The sequence below is a fragment of the Vibrio inusitatus genome (assembly GCA_024346935.1).
Lineage (GTDB): Bacteria > Pseudomonadota > Gammaproteobacteria > Enterobacterales > Vibrionaceae > Vibrio > Vibrio inusitatus.
In genome coordinates, this window is record AP024879.1 from 739,334 (window position 1) to 758,783 (window position 19,450).

General features: G+C 38.4%; 17 protein-coding genes and 1 pseudogene. 7 read left to right on the forward strand and 11 right to left on the reverse strand.

The window, feature by feature from the left end; all coding sequences use genetic code 11:
• Positions 1-219: 219 nt before the first annotated feature.
• The 6 genes from OCU48_RS16380 to OCU48_RS16405 all read right to left on the reverse strand — a co-directional run bounded on the left by OCU48_RS16380 (position 220) and on the right by OCU48_RS16405 (position 6,566).
• Complete coding sequence (locus OCU48_RS16380; protein WP_141346734.1) at positions 220-1,284, reverse strand: DUF1254 domain-containing protein; 1,065 nt, start codon at positions 1,282-1,284, stop codon at positions 220-222.
• Between the two features lie 208 nt (positions 1,285-1,492).
• The gene (locus tag OCU48_RS16385; protein ID WP_244312365.1) at positions 1,493-2,155 is read right to left on the reverse strand and encodes a hypothetical protein; all 663 of its coding nucleotides are present in this window, start codon (positions 2,153-2,155) and stop codon (positions 1,493-1,495) included.
• A gap of 305 nt (positions 2,156-2,460) precedes the next feature.
• Positions 2,461-2,928, reverse strand: coding sequence for a type II secretion system protein (locus OCU48_RS16390; RefSeq protein ID WP_141346735.1), 468 nt, complete (start codon positions 2,926-2,928; stop codon positions 2,461-2,463).
• Positions 2,929-3,114: 186 nt separating this feature from the next.
• Complete coding sequence (locus tag OCU48_RS16395) at positions 3,115-4,788, reverse strand: ABC1 kinase family protein (RefSeq protein ID WP_167496223.1); 1,674 nt, start codon at positions 4,786-4,788, stop codon at positions 3,115-3,117.
• Between the two features lie 165 nt (positions 4,789-4,953).
• Complete coding sequence (locus OCU48_RS16400) at positions 4,954-6,006, reverse strand: DUF1254 domain-containing protein (RefSeq protein ID WP_141346737.1); 1,053 nt, start codon at positions 6,004-6,006, stop codon at positions 4,954-4,956.
• A gap of 200 nt (positions 6,007-6,206) precedes the next feature.
• Positions 6,207-6,566 carry a hypothetical protein gene (locus OCU48_RS16405; protein ID WP_141346738.1) on the reverse strand — a complete coding sequence of 120 codons (360 nt, stop codon included), beginning with the start codon at positions 6,564-6,566 and terminating at the stop codon, positions 6,207-6,209.
• Between the two features lie 919 nt (positions 6,567-7,485).
• Here OCU48_RS16405 and OCU48_RS16410 point away from each other — a divergent pair.
• The 7 genes and pseudogenes from OCU48_RS16410 to OCU48_RS16440 all read left to right on the forward strand — a co-directional run bounded on the left by OCU48_RS16410 (position 7,486) and on the right by OCU48_RS16440 (position 14,982).
• Positions 7,486-7,713: a hypothetical protein gene (locus OCU48_RS16410; RefSeq protein ID WP_141346739.1), complete on the forward strand. Its 228-nt coding sequence runs from the start codon at positions 7,486-7,488 to the stop codon at positions 7,711-7,713.
• A gap of 496 nt (positions 7,714-8,209) precedes the next feature.
• Positions 8,210-9,241 (forward strand): IS110 family RNA-guided transposase, encoded by a 1,032-nt coding sequence (locus OCU48_RS16415; protein WP_141347421.1) that lies wholly within the window; start codon positions 8,210-8,212, stop codon positions 9,239-9,241.
• A 1,175-nt stretch (positions 9,242-10,416) separates the two neighbouring features.
• Positions 10,417-10,554, forward strand: a pseudogene (locus OCU48_RS16420) (ISAs1 family transposase); the annotation flags it as partial.
• Between the two features lie 239 nt (positions 10,555-10,793).
• Positions 10,794-12,599 (forward strand): sulfatase-like hydrolase/transferase, encoded by a 1,806-nt coding sequence (locus tag OCU48_RS16425; protein WP_141345177.1) that lies wholly within the window; start codon positions 10,794-10,796, stop codon positions 12,597-12,599.
• 436 nt (positions 12,600-13,035) lie between these two features.
• Positions 13,036-13,470, forward strand: a complete 435-nt coding sequence (locus OCU48_RS16430; RefSeq protein ID WP_141345176.1) for a hypothetical protein — start codon at positions 13,036-13,038, stop codon at positions 13,468-13,470.
• A gap of 11 nt (positions 13,471-13,481) precedes the next feature.
• Entirely contained in the window at positions 13,482-13,850 is a 369-nt protein-coding gene (locus OCU48_RS16435; RefSeq protein ID WP_141345175.1) for a hypothetical protein, read from the forward strand.
• Between the two features lie 178 nt (positions 13,851-14,028).
• The gene (locus OCU48_RS16440; RefSeq protein ID WP_141345174.1) at positions 14,029-14,982 is read left to right on the forward strand and encodes a helix-turn-helix transcriptional regulator; all 954 of its coding nucleotides are present in this window, start codon (positions 14,029-14,031) and stop codon (positions 14,980-14,982) included.
• Positions 14,983-15,323: 341 nt separating this feature from the next.
• On the opposite strand, the gene OCU48_RS16445 is transcribed toward OCU48_RS16440, so the two are convergent.
• The 5 genes from OCU48_RS16445 to OCU48_RS16465 all read right to left on the reverse strand — a co-directional run bounded on the left by OCU48_RS16445 (position 15,324) and on the right by OCU48_RS16465 (position 19,357).
• A complete protein-coding gene (locus OCU48_RS16445) occupies positions 15,324-15,647 on the reverse strand; it encodes a Fis family transcriptional regulator (protein ID WP_141345173.1) in 324 nt (107 codons plus the stop codon).
• A 238-nt stretch (positions 15,648-15,885) separates the two neighbouring features.
• Entirely contained in the window at positions 15,886-16,830 is a 945-nt protein-coding gene (locus OCU48_RS16450; protein WP_141345172.1) for a metallophosphoesterase family protein, read from the reverse strand.
• Positions 16,827-17,876, reverse strand: coding sequence for a cysteine synthase A (locus OCU48_RS16455; protein WP_141345171.1), 1,050 nt, complete (start codon positions 17,874-17,876; stop codon positions 16,827-16,829). Before OCU48_RS16455 ends, OCU48_RS16450 begins: the two co-directional genes overlap by 4 nt.
• A 518-nt stretch (positions 17,877-18,394) precedes the next feature.
• Positions 18,395-18,883: a YcxB family protein gene (locus tag OCU48_RS16460; RefSeq protein WP_141345170.1), complete on the reverse strand. Its 489-nt coding sequence runs from the start codon at positions 18,881-18,883 to the stop codon at positions 18,395-18,397.
• Positions 18,884-19,024: 141 nt separating this feature from the next.
• Positions 19,025-19,357 carry a YnfA family protein gene (locus tag OCU48_RS16465; RefSeq protein WP_141345169.1) on the reverse strand — a complete coding sequence of 111 codons (333 nt, stop codon included), beginning with the start codon at positions 19,355-19,357 and terminating at the stop codon, positions 19,025-19,027.
• Positions 19,358-19,450: the final 93 nt, after the last annotated feature.

The following is a 19,450-nucleotide window of genomic DNA, read 5'->3' on the forward strand; positions in this document are numbered from 1 at the left end:
ATTACTCCATCAAGATGTGCTTTCTTATTAGGATTTGTAATGGGCTTCTGTTATCAGTACAACACACAATGGGGCAAAGCTGGGTTATATAGATTGCTAAATTAATGTTTAACGGATAATTTGGGCTATAGCAAAACCTCTATTCTATTTGCTAAATACACTGTGCAACTACACCTAGCACTGCCGGTATATGCGGCCGTGCTAAGCGAGACTGGAAAGTTAATTGAATAGATTTGTAAAAAAATCACCTTCTTCTTCTAACTCTTTAATGATTAAGTCATATTCAGAGTCAATCACTTCCTGAGTTGCACCGTAATGTCGAGTGGTAATAGTAAAGTCACCATCATATGCTGAAGTATCTACATTATTGATGGCATCTGCACCACAGTTAAACGAGATGGTGACTGTACCATCTTCATTTTTGTCCCATGTATAGGAAATAGGAGCAACGGCACCTTCGATTAGATATTTTTCTGAATCATACGCTGTTACTGAAGTAAAGAATGTGTTCTTTGGATCAGTGAATGTTGTCGTTACACATTTTTCGGAACTAATGAATGGCGAGTTTACATATTTATTGCCTTCGTTGGCGATAGGTGAAGCACCTCCCCAACCCGCTGCATTTTCCAGGTTCCATTGTCGTAAATCTGTTACTTCACTTGGGGTGCGGGGGAATGTATAAGTGAATTTTCCTGTCTCTTCCACAATACCGTCAACGACACGTTTACGCTTCCATACTTCTTGATCAACTTCATCAAAGTCGTACTTAGGCAGTTTATAATCTGTTGCAAAGTTAAATACCGACGTATCAACTGCATACAATGCTTTTCGAGACTCATCGATACCATTTTCTAAACCCGAACGATAAATCAAAAATGCTGTATTTGTATCTGTTACCGATACAGTATGCACACCATCTTCGACAATTAAATGCTCGCCGTGACCATTCTCAGTAATTACTTGTACGGAGAGGTAATTGTCAGTCTTAGGAATTTGAAATGTCACTTTACCGTCAACAGCTTTAAGAATCGCAACGCCGTATAAAGTATCGTCATTCATCTGAACTGTTGGAGCCTTATCACCACGAGGTGGTAAGTCTTTCAAGATAGCAAACTGTTCGTTCGCACCACCTGCCATCCAGTTTCTATACATACGAGCGGTTTCTGCATGAGCAAAATTTGACTCTGTAACTGGAATGAAGTGCTGAGTTTCCATATCTGAAGCAATAATTGTACTAGAAGCAAGGCTTATAGTGATCGCGAATGCCAATGTTAATTTTTTCATAATATATCTCAAATGAATGAGGAGTCCGTTCAAACATTTCCTTAATGCGTTAATTATATAAGGGTGATTTTATTTGAAAAATTATTCGTTTCTATTTCAGGTATGCTTACAGGTAATATCTTCGTGCTAATGTTTGTTTTTAAACTATTACATGTCCGTGCATTCAAGGTTTGTAGATTTCCATAATCGAGAATCTACACAGCTATACTTAAAATGCCATTTTGTATTCAATATACCCTTCACCATCAAAGTCAGAGAATTCTCCCTCTGAATCATTGTAGCCAACACGTATTTGATGATTTTTGTACTGATAGCTTACAAACGTATCGACATAGGTTGAATGGAAATCGGACTCACCAAATGTGTAGAAAGGGTCTAGACCCAAAGAAAAACCATGACCAAGTTTGAAGCGGTTATACACACCTACAGTACCAGTGGTAATCCAATTATCTTCTGTTAACTCCATACCTCCGATTGTAAGTATGGGATACATTGTCCAAACTTTTCCAACATTCCAAGTGGAAACCGCACCGATACTTGCAGTGGTTCCTAAATCTTCTTCCAGTTGAACTGTAGATTCTGCGTACACACCAACGCCATTCCACAAGTTCATATGAGCATAACGCACATTTAGAGCATCAAATCCTTGTTTGGACTCTACTGCCAACATGTTTTTTCCCCAGGCAAAGCCTGCTGACAAGTCAAAATCACCATCAGTATAAAAATGCCCTCCCACACTCGAATAGACAGCAGTAGGGTCAGCCATGTCTACTGGCTTTTCAGCCGAAAAGACTGATATTGAAATAAACGGAAGAATTAAAAGAGTACGAAGAAAGTTCAAAGTGATGCCCTCAGTTATCTGTGAAGGCATTCTATAACTGATGAAATATGCAGTAAAATGATAACCCGTCATATTGGGTATGCGCAGAATGAATAACATTATGCAGTATATTTGGAATATTCTTGGTATTGAAGATCCATTGATAAAGCACACTCGTAACTTGCAATACAAGGGATACTGTAGCTACTAGCATTCATCCGTATGGAGCACAAGATGTGTGATGCCAATCTGCTATTCCAAATAAGCTTCAAATCGTTTAATTATTATGTTCGAAGTTCGACTAACTAAACGAGTGCAACCAAAAATCGTAATACAGGATTTTTGGTTACAGTTTCTTAGCACCCATCAAGATTTGTTGAGGGTTCAGTTACTATTGTAATTACTGGTCGTTTATCAGGACTATTAACGGCATTTGCATTATAAGTTACCCTGCATCTTTGCGAACTAGGGGCATCTGAGTGATACCAATAAGAGGCAGTATCACTTGTTTCAAATATTAAGACATCGTCAGAAGTATCAAGCGCTAGATATATTGAATCATTGGTTGGGTAACCGTAAGTTAGATCGATTGGAGTATTGCCAATAGTAACTGTACCTTCCTTTCCATCTTCACCATCGATTACAGCTTGCGCATGAACCATATCAGTTGCTGAAATGACAGAACCTTTAAGACTCTCCATAACTGAAATACGTGCGTCACTAGAAAAATTAACAAATCTAGGAGCAGCCGTTATAGCTAAAATACCCAAGATAACGATCACGGTTACTAATTCGATTAATGTAAAACCACTATTGCTTGACATATTCATTCTCTATTAAAAAATAAATTTCACTCGAATATCCGTATTGTCATTACCTCCATCTATTTATACCGTAACATTATCGAAGCTTATTACTCTAATGAATCTTTCCTATATCAGGTATAACGAGAATGCATAGCTATAATTGTAGCTATACGTCGAATCTATACTGGTGAAATTCACAGAGATTCATCTCTTACTTCTATCATCAATTAAGTTTCCTGACAGATTAACGGCTTTTAGCAACCTTAGTCCGAGCACTCCTGATAGCGAAAGTAATGCACCTCCGATTACTGATACGCCGTGAATAAGCGGCGGTACTTGGGTGCTTAACAGCATACTTCCTCCCAATAACAATGCACTGGTCAATACACCGTAAACAAGCCTGTTGACTACTGCATCTAAGTTTCTATGCTTTAAATTAACGTCAAATTGACCACTACGAATTTGCTCAATTAAGGTTTCTAAATCAATGGGTAGTGATGCAAGCAACCGTTCCCACGCGGTAAGGGACTTACTTAACTTTCTAGTGAATCTACTTGGATGCATGCGACGTAATCGCATTTTGTTTGCGTAAGGTTCAATCGCGCTATTGATACTAAAATTGCGGTCTAATAAATGAGAAGAGCCCTCTAGAAGAATAAGCACTCGTATTAGTAATGAGATACCCGTTGGCATCATAATATGGTGAATTCGAATGATTTCTGTAAATCTATTGAGCATATCGGTCACACTTACTGATTCTAGAGAGCGTGAAAAATATTCAAAAATGAAATCGCCCACATCATTTTGTAATTGTTGTTGTACGAAGTCTTTAGGTAAGGAACATACGCGTGTGATTTGGTAGGTTACTTCACTTGAATCTTGTTGAATTGCGGCAAGCAGCATATTTTCAATTGCTTCTTGTAACTCCTCATCAAGTCGGCCGACCATACCAAAATCCAATAAGCCAAATTTATTATCAGGCATCACCCATAAGTTTCCAGGATGTGGGTCGGCATGAAAGACTCGATGCTTAAACACCATATCCAGATACATATTAACCCCAATATCTGCGAGTGATTTTCCGTCAATATGGTCTTGATTCATTCTAGTTTTGTCGCCAATACTAAAACCAGTTAATCGCTCCATAGTTAATACGCGTTTACCAGACAACTCGCTATAAGCCTCTGGGATGTGAATGCATGAAGTATTCTTGAATTGATGTCGAATCAATTCCATGTTGCTCAACTCTTTTGAATAATCCAATTCTTTTAGGAGATGATTACAAAAGTCACGCACCAGACTCTGTGGTTGGTAGAGTCGTAGTTCGGGATCGTATTTTTCGGCAAGTTTGGCAAGCAATTCTAGAATATCTATGTCAGCTCGAATTTTATCTTCAATATTAGCGTGCTGAACTTTTACGACAACTGCCTGTCCCGTTAAAAGTGTCGCTTGGTGGACTTGTCCAATAGACGCCGAACCAATAGGAGTAAAATCAAATTCTTTAAATAGATTATCCATCGATGTGGAAAATTCATTTTCAATCGTAAAGGTGACAACTTCCTTTGAATCACTAGGAACATCAGATTGCAAGAGAGCAAGTTCTTTAGCTATGTCTGGGCCGATAATATCAGTTCGAGTACTTAGCATCTGACCTAATTTTATAAATGATGTACCAAGCTCTGTGAACGCCATGCGTAAACGGATAGGGAAAGGCAATCCCGCAAAGTTTTTCCCGTCTGAAGTAGTAAATAACCCATTTAAAAATTCAGGATCTTTTTCTTTTACCCAATTGGCTAAACCATATTTACTTAGAATGATGATGATTTCATGAAATCTACTGGTATTTTGCTTAAATTGTGAAAATTGATTCAGCTTCATATCCATTCTCTTTTGTTATTTGAACTACCAATTGTATAGAATATTTAGGAGGACGTTATTTCAATAATATAGAAGTAAACTCAAGTTAATTCGAATCACTATGAATGAAAGTGGGATACTAAAATAAGCATCCCACAAGTAAGTAATTGGTGTACTTGATATGTACTACAAGGATTGAACCGTTGGAAGAATACGGAAGCCGTCTTTCACTTTTTGACTTGGAATATAATGTCTAATTCCTAAGTTAAATACACCTGAATCATTCTTAGTTTTAATATTGTTGATAGCATCGGGGCCACAGCCAAAACTAATCGTATATGTGCCATCAGCATTTTTAGTTGCTGTGTTTGAACTTAAATTTGCAACATCGTCAAACATAAACCCGGCTTTGTCATAAACGGTAATAGACCAAAATGCTTGGTTTTTTGGATCTTCAAACGTTGCTTGATGACACTTATCAGCAGGGAAATTACCCGAAACTTCATAAATGTTGTCTTCAAGTTGCGCACCACCCCAACCAATAGCCGCACCTACTGTGTATTTCTCGTCGGTATACAATTCTTTGGATTTATCATTTGGATCGGTAAACATACCAGAGATAGCAGATGCCCCTTCTTTCTTGAATAATTGTGGCATTTGAGCTTTAAGACCCATTTCAACTTTATCAAATGACGCTTTGTTAACTTGCTCTGCAACAAACTCGTCATTTGAGTTCGCTTGAATGGTCATTTTATCTTGGATTGCACGAACTTCGGCCTCTGTATAAGTTGCATCTAAACGCACAACAACATACAGGTGAGATCCTGTGTGAGTACTCAAAGAGAAAGTGCCAGCACCATAATGCATAGTCTGAATACGATGATCTTCCGTCACACCTTGAATCGACATATATTTGCCCTCTTCAATCTCAGGCATGGTAATTGTTGCACCTTTTGATACATCAATTACAGCAAACGAGTAGTAGGTATCACGATTCATACGCACGACAGGTTGCTTATCTGTTGGGGTTAGATGGCGCTTATGAAGAAATTTATTTACACCTACTAATTCTTGGTTCTTCAAAAACTGATGAGAAGACTCAAGAGTAGGATATGTATCAGCGGTTGCAATCACACCATCAGGACTAAAAAAATCGCTATAAGTGCTGACCTCTGCTGATATTGCAGGTAGGGAAGTAACAGTAAATCCAAGAGTAAGAGCTAACACAGTTTTTTTCATTTAAGAGCCTTTTAACATAATTAAATAATCTCAATTAACTATCCGTGTTAAAAACGTAACATCCTCTATTTGATGTATTCAATTATATATCGCAGTATCACACTCAAAAAATGACATTGATGCATGTAAGATATTACCTAGTAACATATCACCAATTATGTTCTCAGCTATTGCTAAGTTCTGTATCGCCCAATGTCTATTTATCCCTCTATTAGACGAATTGATTCCTTTAATAATGCGTTATAAACAATATCTGCTAGTACCGCCTCATCTTGCGTGCAACCGTAGTTTATATGCTGCCCTACACGCAGGTGTCCAGCATCATCAAGTGCCGTACCAAAAGCGATTTGAGTAGCTATATCGAGATATTCAGGGTGTTCATCGGCCATTTTATTGAGTGAGAGACGTAGAGCTTTCATTCCTACTTCTTCTGCTTGAGAGACATTTCGAAAGAGTTCTGTAATATATACCTGACACATTTCATCACTATTTAACTCGGATGCTACAGTCCAAGGCAAAAATGAGAGAGAAAGTATGCCAATGAGTGTGTTTAATTTCATGAAAGTTACCCTTAGAAAGATGTTTTGTATTGTCTAAAATCAAAGTAATTATCCAGAGTTAACCTCTAATTAGAAGTTATTATTCACCGCTACTTTTTATACGATCTCCAAGTATAAAGTTAAGCGTACATAGATTCTCCTTAAACTATGCTAGGCATCATAGCTAGGCTGAGTCTATAGTGCTTTACTCTCGTGTTAAAAACGTAACATCCTATATTCGATGCATCTAATTATATACCGTAGTGCCACACCAAGATAATGAAATTGAAACATGCAAGATATTACCAGGTGATATATCACTAGCTAGATTCTCTGCTCTAACTAAATGTAGTAGCGACTAATATCAAGCCTCTAATAGACATAATGATCCCATCACAATGCAGCGCTCTAGAGGGATGTACAGCCTACAGTTGAGCTCTTTACTTCAACAAAATGTTTGAATCCCCGTGTCAAGCTATGTGCGAATGGTAAACAAAAAATTTACTCGTAGCCTTTATTTCTGAATGAATTTTTTATCCATCTTATATCACAACATAAGGCGTGATGTGTTGTCCCCTTTCAGAGGCATAAATGAAATATCGATTCATCAGTAGACCTGTTAATTTACCTAACGTAAATAAGGTGAAATGCATATCCGTATCATACAAATTGCATGATCGTTTAAGCTGCTAAATCTAAGAATATTTTTGGACAATCCCACAATAGCGAAATCTCTAATTTAAAAATACTTGGATTAGTTAAAATACAGATGTAACTAGTCATTTTCCTTGATATTATGTCTTGATGGTATAAATAACTACTACCTAAATGCGACTATAACAGAAAGTAATATCTGTTATGCAGCTAAAGCATTACTCGATATATACACATAAATAATACAATAACCAAAATAAGCTTATTATACTTCGAGTACAATAAAATGAACATAGCTAACATTCAAATATTTATTAATCAACTACTCCCTTCCCTGACAGGTACATTAAAAGCCACTCCCGTAACTGGTGGTATTATTTCAATTAGTTACTCTAATGGTTCTAGAGCAGGCTCTACAAGCTTAGCACTATATAAGCATGAAATAATAGCCGCCATGCAAGGCAATGACAATGGCTACCTACAAGAACAAATTAACTACCTAGTTTCACTATAGATACCGAGAGAAAAAGCAATGATAAGCGTGATAATATATATGATAATCTTTAATTCAGTAATAATTGAACCTATAGAGGATAAAGTAAAAAATAAGTCTAACGATTATGAAATATCGGAATATTGTGCTCCGAACTCCAAAGTCCAACCGACTAATTGCACTAAAGTTAGGAAGTAACACTCTCTAGATGTGCTATCTGGAATCGCCTTGTTGATCTAATCAATCTGAGAGTAGATCTCTCGCATAGTCCATCTTTTCTAGTTTCTAGTTTCTAGCGGGCATACCTAGGTTCAAGCTCACCAAAATGAAAATATATATATCGCTCGAGCATAACGTTCGAAGGTGAGGCATTGTATTTTTCCACTCATTACTTTTTATAAATCAACATTACTTGGACATTTCTATTTAAATTTATAGGCGTAACTGATGTATGGAATCCACTCTCTCCGCGGCTAACTACACTTTAGCCAAGGTTTTCAATAATGAGGCTTCCAGCATGCTAAATAGTAACGTGATCGGTATAGACCTAGCGAAAAATGTCTTTCAAGTTTGTCATATCAGTATCCATGGAGAACTACTGAGTAACAAAGCTATGAGCAGGCAAAAACTTAAAGAGTTTTTGGCAATGGCTAAACCTTCTATTGTGGCTGTTGAAGGATGTGCTAGCTGCCATTATTGGGGACGTTTCGCTGAACAGTTTAGTCACGATGTACGAATCATTAACCCAAAGAAAGTTAAAGGCTATCTTGAAGGTCACAAAACTGACGCGAATGATGCGTTAGCTGTAGCGAATGCCGCATTACAAATTGGTCTTAAGTACAGTAAGCCCAAAACAGTTGACCAGCAAGGACTTCATTCTCTTGAAACCAGTCGTCAGTTATTAACTCGTTCTATGGTTTCCATAGGCCAGCATATTCGTGCGACCATTCTTGAGTATGGTGTTGTTAATGCTAAAGGAGAAATCGGTCTAAAAAAATCGGTTACCTCAGTTCTTGATGGACAGTCCGAAATGCCAACACCATTGGTTACGACGATTACAATGATGTGGCAACAATACCTCAATCTAAAATCAGAGTTGAAGCAGTTAGAAAAAACCAAAAACGCTCTTACTCGACAGATTGAACCATGTCGTAGATTAATGGAGTTAGAAGGGATAGCCGAAACAACAGCGTCAATGCTGTATGTCACATTAGGCAATGGCGATCAGTTTAAAAATGGCCGGCAAGCCTCAGCGTTCGTTGGCTTAACCCCAAAACAACATAGCTCTGGTGGTAAAACTATAATGCTTGGGATTAACAAAACTGGTGGAGTAAAAGATCTACGCTCATTACTCTATTTAGGTGCGATGTCCTACCTTGCTAGACTTCCTGAAGTTCCTACTACCCAGAAACAGGCATGGTTAATTGAACTGGTCAAGAGGATTGGCTTTAAACGAGCCTGTATTGCATTAGCAAATAAGACGGTTAGAACCGCGTGGGCAATGCTCCGCTATGAGACAAAATATCAATCAATACCAGCAACAGTTTAAGTGTAACGCAGTACCAAATTTTACAAAATGATGATGCATAATAGGTAAGACCAACCTACTGAGAACCTGACCGAAGTGTAATGTTTTCAAAAACTGCCTAACTGAATAGGTCAGTAGGTGCGCAAACATCAAAGGTTAGGGGGTAGCTCCCCCAACAGAAACCGAATATACGACCGCATCTTAACTTTTATGGTTCGTCGCTTTGTAAATACGTGGATTCCATATACATTTCGGGGCAAAGGTGTGTTACGCGCCCTGTGAACACACCTCTGTGGGATAGACGGCACCTGTTGCCAGGTGCACCCTCCTCAGAACCGTACGTGCAACTTCCACTGCATACGGCTCAAGCCTCCACAAAAGCACCGTTAAGCACCCAGTAACTAAATAATCTTAGAAGCTGTGAGACCAGAAATCCGATCATCGATCTACTTCCCTCACTTTAATTACCTTTGCGATACACACTTAAAGCTTTAAAGCTGCCCCAATGGCCACTTAGTGAATAAGTAACCACGATTCGTTGTCAGAAGACACACTGATTTCATTCGAAATCAACATTTACTTTTCTTCTTTTATAAAGTTCTTCAAACTATCTCGCAACGGGAGACCAATTAGAAGTCAGCTCGCTTTCGCACCAGATATAAACCTGTATCCACTTCATTACAAAGCGGCATTCCCTTTCTCTAACCTCCTTTACCTGCATACCTATCGGCAATCTTCACAGACTGCTTTCCCATAGGGAGATATACAGGCTTACCCTGTTCCGTATGTCGCGTAAATGTCAACGTAGATGCCTACTATGGTGCGAAGAGTACATTGTTCACGAAAGAGTATTCGTCCAACCTCTTTCCGACTCTCGTTGCCTTTTTGGCTACAGCGTATTAACCACTTCCGCTGCTTCATCGTATAACGTACCTTACATGGATTCACATTAGATTCATCATATTGACTCCCTAGCACTTACCCGATTTGTGGTTACCAGGAAGAACGTCCTCTCACGGTTCCGTTCCCGCTCAGCCTAGCGGCTGAGTTTCGTCACATTGTCAGATCCGCTGCTTTATTCAGGATCCTAGGGTCATCTGGTGATACAGATGGTTCACTCTTCTCGTGGTGAACAACGCTTCATACGACTTCAGGTCGCACGGACAATTCCGAGTTACGCCACCCTACCAACAAGGTTCTGGGGCATTAAGTCAATGCACTGGGTTCTGGACGTTAAAATGAAAGAAGATGAGTACCAAATCTACAAAGATAACGGAGCGGAAAATCTATCTTGCCTACGTCATATCAGGCTTAATGTGCTGCGTTCAATGCCGGATTATGCTGTGTGGTAAAAAACAAACACTCATGTGGTCGCCCTGTGCATTTAATTTTTGAAAGTTAGTGCTAATTGTGTCGGAAAACGGATAGAAAAAAAATAACAACGTACTAACATTGAGTTAATTTATATCGCATTAATATTCAAGGAAATATGTTTTCTGGCTACAAATAAATTTGCACTTTTTCCAAAAGCTATCACTAATCTTCCTTTTTGAAATTTAATAAAGAGAACATTATGAACGATAAAAACAAATTCTCCCGCCGTGACTTTATAAAGTCAGCAGGCTTAACCACTGCTGCAATCGCAACATCAAGCCTCGGTAATTTCGCCTCTGCTACAGATCAGAAAAATGCCACAACTAATACAGTAAAAAAGAAGGCAAAAAGTAATAAATCCACACACCAAGGTCCTTATAATATTTTAATGATTGTAACAGACCAAGAGCGCTATTTAGAAAAATCTGAGTTGCCTAAAGGTTACAGTTTACCTGGGCATGATCGATTAGCTGAGCAGGGCATTACATTTGAAAACCATCAAATAGCGTCTTGCGTGTGTACCTCATCGCGCGCGGTACTCTATACCGGCCAACATATTCAACATAATGGTATGTTTGATAATACTGATTTCCCTTGGTCTGATAGTATGTCGAGAGATATTGATACCTTAGGCGATATCATGCGTAGGCAGGGGTATTACAGTGCTTATAAAGGCAAATGGCATCTAACAGGAGAGTTTGAAACCATCAATAGTTTGAACGACCCTGAGCGACTATTGACTGCTGAAATGGAAGAGTATGGGTTCTCAGATTATAGAGGAATTGGCGATATCATCGGTCACACCGAAGGTGGCTACTTATATGATAATGTGATTTCCTCTACTAGCAGAAGCTGGATGCGCAGCAAAGGGGAGAAGTTACGACAAGAAGGTAAACCATGGTTTCTGGCAGTAAACTTCGTTAACCCTCATGATGTTATGTTTTACAATACGGACCGCCCTGATGAAAAAATACAAGGCGAAAAGTCTTGGTTCAATATCAATAAAGACCCTGACTACGGCTTATATAAACAACAATGGAATGTGAGAATACCTGACTCTCGTAAACAGTCTTTCAACGAAAAAGGACGACCATCAACTCATCTTGAGTTTAAAAACTCCAATGCAGTAATGCTTGGAAAAATACCCAATGAAGATGATCGCTGGGAAAGACTCAATAACTACTATTTCAATTGTATACAAGACGTAGATCGTAATATTGTTAATTTACTTGATGAACTTGAAGCCTTAGGCATTGATGACAATACCATTGTTATCTACACCTCTGATCATGGTGAACTAGGTGGTGCACACGGATTAGTCGGAAAAGGTGCAACGGCTTACGCTGAACAAAACAATGTACCGTTTACGATTATCCACCCAGCGTACGAAGGCAATAAACGTTGTAGAGCAGTGACTTCTCATGTTGATATCGCAACAACTTTAATTAGTTTAGCAGGTGGTGATGCCACTTCAATTACCAACCTGCCAGGTAAAGATATCTCGACAATATTGGATGATCCAGAAAAAGCGGAATTTAATGCACTTCGCGAAGGTGCGTTGTATAACTTTAATATGTTTGGTTTTATCGACAGTGATTATATTAATGATATTGATAACTTCCTTCTTAGTGGAGGAACAATGGCAGGGATGGCTAAACAAGGCTTTAAGCCTAATCTGAAAAAAAGAGGCGCTATCCGTAGTATCTGCGATGGTCGTTATAAATTTAACCGTTATTACTCACCATTAGAGCACCACATTCCTACCACAACCGATGAGCTTTTTGCCCATAACGATGTTGAATTGTATGACTTGCAAGCTGATCCTAAGGAAATAAATAACTTAGCAACTAATCGTGGTGAATACGACAGCATCATTAGCATGATGAACGATAAATTAAATAAGCTGATTGCCGATGAAGTAGGTGAAGATGTCGGTCAGATGATGCCTGAAATCGAAGGGGTTCAATGGACACTTGTGTCATCAATTGAGGCTTTCCGCCCATAGATCATGATGGCATCTATTACCCATATTACTCTCGGTAAAGTAATTTATTACGTCTGCCAAAGGGGCCTATTTTTAGGCTCTTTTAAAGACATTTTGATAACTAAGGATAGTTATCAAATATCATTTCGTCGCCAATTCACTATTAGCTATCTGTTCTTCTGCCATATCAGCAGAGACAGAAGCGATGGTTGAACCTAAACTCGTTGAAAATGCTATTACAATTAATTTTGAAGCACAGTGCTTCATGTTGTTTAACAATGGCATTGGGTTATATGTCGATGGACATGTTGGTATTCGTAACGATCGATCTTATGATTGGCGGCTAGGTTTAGGTGTAAGGTTTAGTTAGTAAACAGTGACGCCATCACTGGTTTCGTTCTGAACAAAACGATAACGAACATTTAGTAAATCGTCAAAGTCACACTAGGAATAATATATGAAATATCTAATCTTGATTCCATCATTATTACTAATGCTTTCTGCTTGTAGTAGTGGTAATGAAACTAATGTAGAAAAACAAGCTTTCGAAGATCTTCGTACTGAAATACGTGTTGCGATCACTGATCCTGAGCGAGAAAAAGAAGTTCTTATGATAATCGATGAATTGTCTGAAGAGTTACAATTGCTTCGTGATAAAAAAGAACAAAGGCAAGTTCAAACTAGAAAACTAAATGCCAATTACGATACAACCCGGGAGGAGTTTGAGGTATTCATTAAGGCGAAACATGCCGATATTCGCCTTTCTCAACAGCGAATTTTAAATAAGCGCGATGCATTAATTGAAGCAACAACGCACGAAGAATGGGATCAAATCATCAACAAACGTAGTACTTCGATTGATAATGCAATTAAAGTTGTTCAACTAAACTAGGAGGCTCAAACATGGCTGTACTTATAACTTATTTATTTCTAACCTTTAGCGGTGGTTCACCTGCATTTCTTGATTTTATTTCCGATAGAATTGATGATGTTAAAGCAGTTGTGGTCAATAATGAACAGCAAAAAGAAGCAGTGAGTATACTTGAACTAATGGGTGAACATTCAAAAGAACATAACAAGCAGACCAATGAGATAAATAAAAAAATCAGTAAACTCATCGAAAGCCGTGATGCTAAACTTTCTGAAATTATAGCAATTGGTGATAGCAACTTTGAAAATATTGAATCTTACAGCAATGAAATGCTTGAACTGAGATTCAAACTTAAGGAACACGTAACGCGTGAAGAATGGGCTCAAATATTTATCGAATAGTTATAGACTCTTTATTAGCAAAGAATGACATTGTTGCTTAAATTATTTGAACCAACTATATGAACACAGATAAAAGTGATCACTAAATCGATCAGGCCTTAGCTCAAAAAGTGTTCGCGATCACGCTCTAGTTGAATGCATGTGCTAAAATGCACAACAAATAGTTACTGGAGAAAATATGCCATTTCATTCTGCTCACCAATATTTTCACGATCTGGATGAACTTTATGAAAAAATAAGTGGTTTAGATATACGTTTAATCCCTTTAAAAAAGGGAGGGATAATACATAGGATTAATCTATTTTCTTCTGAAAACGTTATTATTCAAAACCTTACAATAGGGCAAAGTGCGCACCACGTTGGCGCATCACCTAAAGATAGAGTGACCTTTGGATTGCCTTCCAAAGAAAAAATCAATATTGATCTAAATGGTAATTTGATTAACGACTCGCTCATTATTTTCTCTCAAGGAGGTGAGTTTAGTTCAGTGTCTCCTGAAGGGTACAGCCCAATTACAGTTTCTATTGAGAGAAGTTGGTTGCAACAATTTGCTATTTATCATGAAATCCCCCTTGATATAGATACTATTGATAGCAATATTGTCGTTATCCCAATTCCTTCTCAAATTAAAACGCAATTAAAGCGGGTATTTATGTGTATTGCATCTGAAAAATATGAACTCAAGGCGAGGGAGTATTTAATGCAATATGAGTTACCATTATTGCTATTACAGCTAACATATTTACAAGATAAAATAAACATTAAGAATGCCACAAAAAAAACGAATACCTTAGAGAAAGCCTTCAATTTCATTCAGCTAAACTCAAAATATTCCATCTCTATCAAGGAAATTTGCGAGGCTTCATGTATTCAAGAGCGTTCGCTTGAGCGAGGGTTTAAAGAGTACTTTGGCATTTCACCTAATAATTATTTGCGTCTATATCGTTTACAGCAAGCTAAAATACAAATTAGAAAAAGTCATGGCATGGTCAACGTTTCTGATATCGCTTTAAATTGTGGTTTCGCACACTTAGGACGTTTTTCTAATTATTATGGTGATTTTTTCAATGAATTACCAAGTGAGACAGTATATAAAAGCCGAGTTTCACAACCTACAGGTAAATTATCCTGAGAAAATCAGCAACAATCCCCTATTTCTCTTCGTGTCGGGTGGACGACACTTGTTACACTCGAGATTATTCGTTGTAGAATAAACTCCTTGATAGCAAACTTGGTTAGACGCTGTACTAATTAGAATAAGTAGGTCCAATATCCTACCTCAAAACGTGATGACTAAATACCTTAACTTAAAAAGGGGCAGAACCTTCTGAGCCCCTCTTCTGAACTGGCACATACTGGACAAAGATAAGTTTACTAGGTTCAGCTGAGGAATCCCCCTAAGTTAAATATGTAGCATTAGTCGCTCTGACTCATAGGGGCAGACAAGCCTTCGATTCCCTCAGCAACATTGATTCACTTTCGTTGATGGCTCCACTCGCAATTTTTCTGTGTAGCGTAACTGATTTGCTTAGCTACGTTCTTTAGTTGGATCCCAACCTTATCAAATCCCTTTTGGATAGTTGTTGAGACATAATGTTGACTTTCTCCCACTAAAAAATTTGTCCTATTTTGATTAGTATCGAATACGCAAACGATTTTTAAGCTCTGTGGAAAAGAAGAAAAATTGACAGTATGAGTTACCCAAAGAAAACCATCGTAGCCTTTTAAAGTATCTTCACAGACTTTGGTTAAGACATCTCTAATTTGATTTTCAATCTTCTTATCTGATTTACGCATGAAACCAACTTCCTTTAATGTAGTCGATTAACAAATTTGATAACACGGCTAGAGTTTTTCCATAAAGAAAAGTATGTCAGACGCCAAGCCCAATATGGCTAAGAAAAGCCAGTGTAAAACATAATAAGGCAGTTCTGAGTACGCAGTGCCTACTGTCGAACGTGAGCTAGAAGTTGCTCTACACTGGTAACTGAAGAATGACTTAGTATCGATACAATCTCTATCTCAGTGGGCACATTCACTTATCTACTACGGTTTTTAAAATTGGTTTACCGTACTTATCAATTAGCCCATCTAACTTTAAATTAATAATTTTTGGTTCGCTATTATCAATAGAAACCCACATGATATGATCCATGTGAAACCCTCGATTAGAAGGTGTAAATTCACCTCCCGTTGTCCCTAGTTGTATGTAGTCCCGATTTTTTTTCTCCTCATAGTAATAAGTATGCTCATGCCCGTTCATCACTGTGTATGAGAAATTTTGCAATGCTATCTCTAAAGTCGAGAATCCTGATGATGCATCACTCCACAATGGCTTATGCATTAAAACAAATACCCATTTCACATCTTGGTTATCTTCCAGTGCATCTAGAAAATATTTAAGCTGCTTATCACCCACTTGACCATATTTACGTTCCTTCAGTTGTGCATATTCAGTTTCAGAAAACGCTTCTTGACCCTCTGTTTTATAAATCTCTACGGCATCATTACGTAACGTTTTGATTGTACTAAAACGTTCAGCAGAGAAATCTTCTGAATCAAGCATTAAGAATAAAATATCTTGGTGACGGAAATAGTAGTAACGAGGGCCAATGGTTGTCTCCCACCACTCTCGCATTTTTATGTTGGAAATGTCATGGTTGCCCACTACCGGGTAGAAGGGTATCTCGCTGCGTTTAGTTATATCAGCAAAGATCTTCCACTCCGAGTTCATGGTCATTAATTCTTCCGTCCCTCCCTCAATAAGATCTCCGACCGAAAGAATAAAGTCTGGCTGCATAAGTGTGAGCGCATCTACCGCATCAGAATATACTCCAGCACGCTCACCACCGGTTAAATCACCAATAATGACAAATTGAACAATATCTTCGTTCACTTGGGGAGCGTTAAATTTGATATTTGATTCTGCTAATACATTTCCAATAAACAGACAGCCAAGTAGGTAAATTATTGATTTCAAAGATTAATCACCTTACCTTCATCATCTTGTTGATAACAAGCCCATAGTTTTTCCAGATTCTCTTTATTGAGTTCTATGCCTCTTTCTTTAAGAAACTCTTCGTTGTGTAACTTGGAGTAAGAACGTTCTGCAAGATCACAACTAAAAGTAACAATAGTTTTGCCCTTGCCCATTCTTGCAGCAGTGTATAATGCACCCGCTACATTTAAAGAAGAACTGCTTCCCAAAAGAATTCCGTCATGTTCCGCAACAAGACGGGAGATCGTCACTAAGTCCTGATCGGGCAACGTAATTGCATGATTGATTTTTGCTTGCCTGAAGTTTTCAACCGTTCTCATAATTCCTATCCCTTCTGTGAACGAGCTTCCTGTTGATTGGTAGCAACCGTCCTTTAAGAAAGAATAAATACCCGACCCTTCCGGATCCACTAGCCAAGTTTTAAAGCCAGCCTGTTTTGAAGAGAGGAAGTGCGAGTTTCCGGCAATGGTTCCTCCGGTCCCAACAACTGAAACCAAAGCATCAATATTCCCTTGAGTTTGCTGCCAGATCTCAGGTCCAGTGTGTAAATAATGCGCTCGGTAATTGCTCAAATTTTCAAACTGGTCAGCCCACCAATAACCCTCTTGGGCACCAATCCGCTTGGCTGTGTGATAAAAATGATCCTGATTTGCAAAAGGACAAGGATCGACCAGTACTAGTTCAGCACCGTGCAAAGCGATCATTCGTTCTTTTTCTTGCGCTTGTCCGCGCGGCATCACCACCAGCATTTTGTAACCGAGTGATTTAGCCACCAGCGCTAAGCCAATCCCTGTATTCCCAGCAGTTCCCTCGACAATGGTCATCCCAGGCTTTAATTTCCCAGACTCTATCGCATCAGTAATGAGCTGAAGCGCCGCTCTATCCTTTATAGAACCCCCTGGATTTTGATGTTCGCATTTAAGCAGAATACTACAGCCAGATATCTCTGAAAGACTATTGATTTTGACGAGGTCAGTATGACCAATGAGTTCACTGACATTACTAGCAATGGAGGCGGTTAACGACATAGTGGCTTCACTTATTTGATTGATTCATTGTCGACGAAATGATCGATAATGTAAGCGTAGCGTTTTAACATGCTTATTCAAGGTAAGTAAAAGCTGAAAGTATATTTAACTGTTACAACCGAATGGTCTTGATAGTTAAAGAAAATCTAATCAAAAAGCACCTCAGGCTTCCCTGTTTTTTTAATACATTGAATAGTACTCCAAAGCACACAGCGGCACATTGACAGAACGAATACAGAGATAAGGAATACGAAGTCGTGCCGGGATTTACGTGAGAAAGCGACTATCTGGTAGGAACAGCAAAATGAGGTAAATATGAATTGCACAACATTGTGCAAACACGCCTTTGAATGGATTGTTGTTACAAACCTCTTACTACAGAGTGAACTAAAATAGCCTCTCCTACTGCAGTAAGTTGAATTCAGAAGAAACTAAAGCGTTCTTATCAAAAACAAAAACCTTAACGTCTTTATTTTACTACCCCAAATTAGCGAACATTAGCGAACATTAGCGTTAGTTCATTTTGATTGTGCGTGCTGGTCTACCATGAATGCAATCACGTCATCGTTTAAGCATGATTTACTAATATATTGGCGCTGTTTACCCATATGAAGGATAAAACCTAACTCGCTTTGTTCAAGTTGATCAATTTCACTCCAAGTCATAATGCGAGTGTTTTTACCACTTTTATAACTCACACCGCTGGGATCAACTTGAAGCTCTACTGTGTTACCTGTACTCATGCTGAAGGTTTGTCGCCATAGCCACCATGTTCTCTTAAAATAGATACTGAATGCTTCAATAATACTTAACACGATAAAGAACCATCCCACGTAACCATTGGGTAGTAGTTCAAACTCTAATAGAACGACACCAAAAAGAAGGAACAGAATTCCTTTAAAGTACGCTTTGGGAAATTTAGCAGGACGACTCGTTTGATCATAACATTCTGCAAGAAAAGTCTTGTCGAGGGTGTATTCAGTAGTGAAAATAAAATCTTTAGACATATGTGGCTACTTTAAGGTTTTTTGTTAGTGAGAGTCCTGCGCTGCGATTTCGCAACCCCAGTATTGTATAGCTTCTTGGTGGTTTTCCTTAGCTATTTTGCCACTCTTTTGTTTTATGATACTGGTAGAGTTTGCGCTATGTTATGCATTTTTTGGTGCAAACATTATGATTGCCATACCGACTAGCGCGATAGAGCCACCAATAATATCCCACGTTGTCGGTTTCTCACCATCTACGAGCCAAAGCCATATCAATGCAACTGAAATGTATACACCACCATACGCGGCATAAACACGACCCGTTGCTGTCGGGTGAAGTGTGAGGAGCCATGCAAACGCTGCAAGGCTTATTGCCGCAGGGATTAAGAGCAAAATACTCTTATCTTCTCTAAGCCAAAGGTAAGGTAAATAGCAGCCTACAATTTCGGCTAAAGCAGTTAGAACAAAAAGAGTTACTGTTTTAAATTCCAACATCACAATACCTTATACTGATGAAAACCTAATCCTAGGTTAAGTAGTGAGTAACGTAAAAGCTCAGCTTAAACCATTGAAATAACGCCACAACTT

Excerpts from the sequence above, each read along its gene's own strand:
- OCU48_RS16380 (WP_141346734.1), bottom strand. The coding sequence starts at position 1,284 with ATGAAAAAATTAACATTGGCATTCGCGATCACTATAAGCCTTGCTTCT.
- OCU48_RS16385 (WP_244312365.1), bottom strand. The coding sequence starts at position 2,155 with ATGCCTTCACAGATAACTGAGGGCATCACTTTGAACTTTCTTCGTACT.
- OCU48_RS16390 (WP_141346735.1), bottom strand. The coding sequence starts at position 2,928 with ATGTCAAGCAATAGTGGTTTTACATTAATCGAATTAGTAACCGTGATC.
- OCU48_RS16395 (WP_167496223.1), bottom strand. The coding sequence starts at position 4,788 with ATGAAGCTGAATCAATTTTCACAATTTAAGCAAAATACCAGTAGATTT.
- OCU48_RS16400 (WP_141346737.1), bottom strand. The coding sequence starts at position 6,006 with ATGAAAAAAACTGTGTTAGCTCTTACTCTTGGATTTACTGTTACTTCC.
- OCU48_RS16405 (WP_141346738.1), bottom strand. The coding sequence starts at position 6,566 with ATGAAATTAAACACACTCATTGGCATACTTTCTCTCTCATTTTTGCCT.
- OCU48_RS16410 (WP_141346739.1), top strand. The coding sequence starts at position 7,486 with ATGAACATAGCTAACATTCAAATATTTATTAATCAACTACTCCCTTCC.
- OCU48_RS16415 (WP_141347421.1), top strand. The coding sequence starts at position 8,210 with ATGCTAAATAGTAACGTGATCGGTATAGACCTAGCGAAAAATGTCTTT.
- OCU48_RS16425 (WP_141345177.1), top strand. The coding sequence starts at position 10,794 with ATGAACGATAAAAACAAATTCTCCCGCCGTGACTTTATAAAGTCAGCA.
- OCU48_RS16430 (WP_141345176.1), top strand. The coding sequence starts at position 13,036 with ATGAAATATCTAATCTTGATTCCATCATTATTACTAATGCTTTCTGCT.
- OCU48_RS16435 (WP_141345175.1), top strand. The coding sequence starts at position 13,482 with ATGGCTGTACTTATAACTTATTTATTTCTAACCTTTAGCGGTGGTTCA.
- OCU48_RS16440 (WP_141345174.1), top strand. The coding sequence starts at position 14,029 with ATGCCATTTCATTCTGCTCACCAATATTTTCACGATCTGGATGAACTT.
- OCU48_RS16445 (WP_141345173.1), bottom strand. The coding sequence starts at position 15,647 with ATGCGTAAATCAGATAAGAAGATTGAAAATCAAATTAGAGATGTCTTA.
- OCU48_RS16455 (WP_141345171.1), bottom strand. The coding sequence starts at position 17,876 with ATGTCGTTAACCGCCTCCATTGCTAGTAATGTCAGTGAACTCATTGGT.
- OCU48_RS16460 (WP_141345170.1), bottom strand. The coding sequence starts at position 18,883 with ATGTCTAAAGATTTTATTTTCACTACTGAATACACCCTCGACAAGACT.
- OCU48_RS16465 (WP_141345169.1), bottom strand. The coding sequence starts at position 19,357 with ATGTTGGAATTTAAAACAGTAACTCTTTTTGTTCTAACTGCTTTAGCC.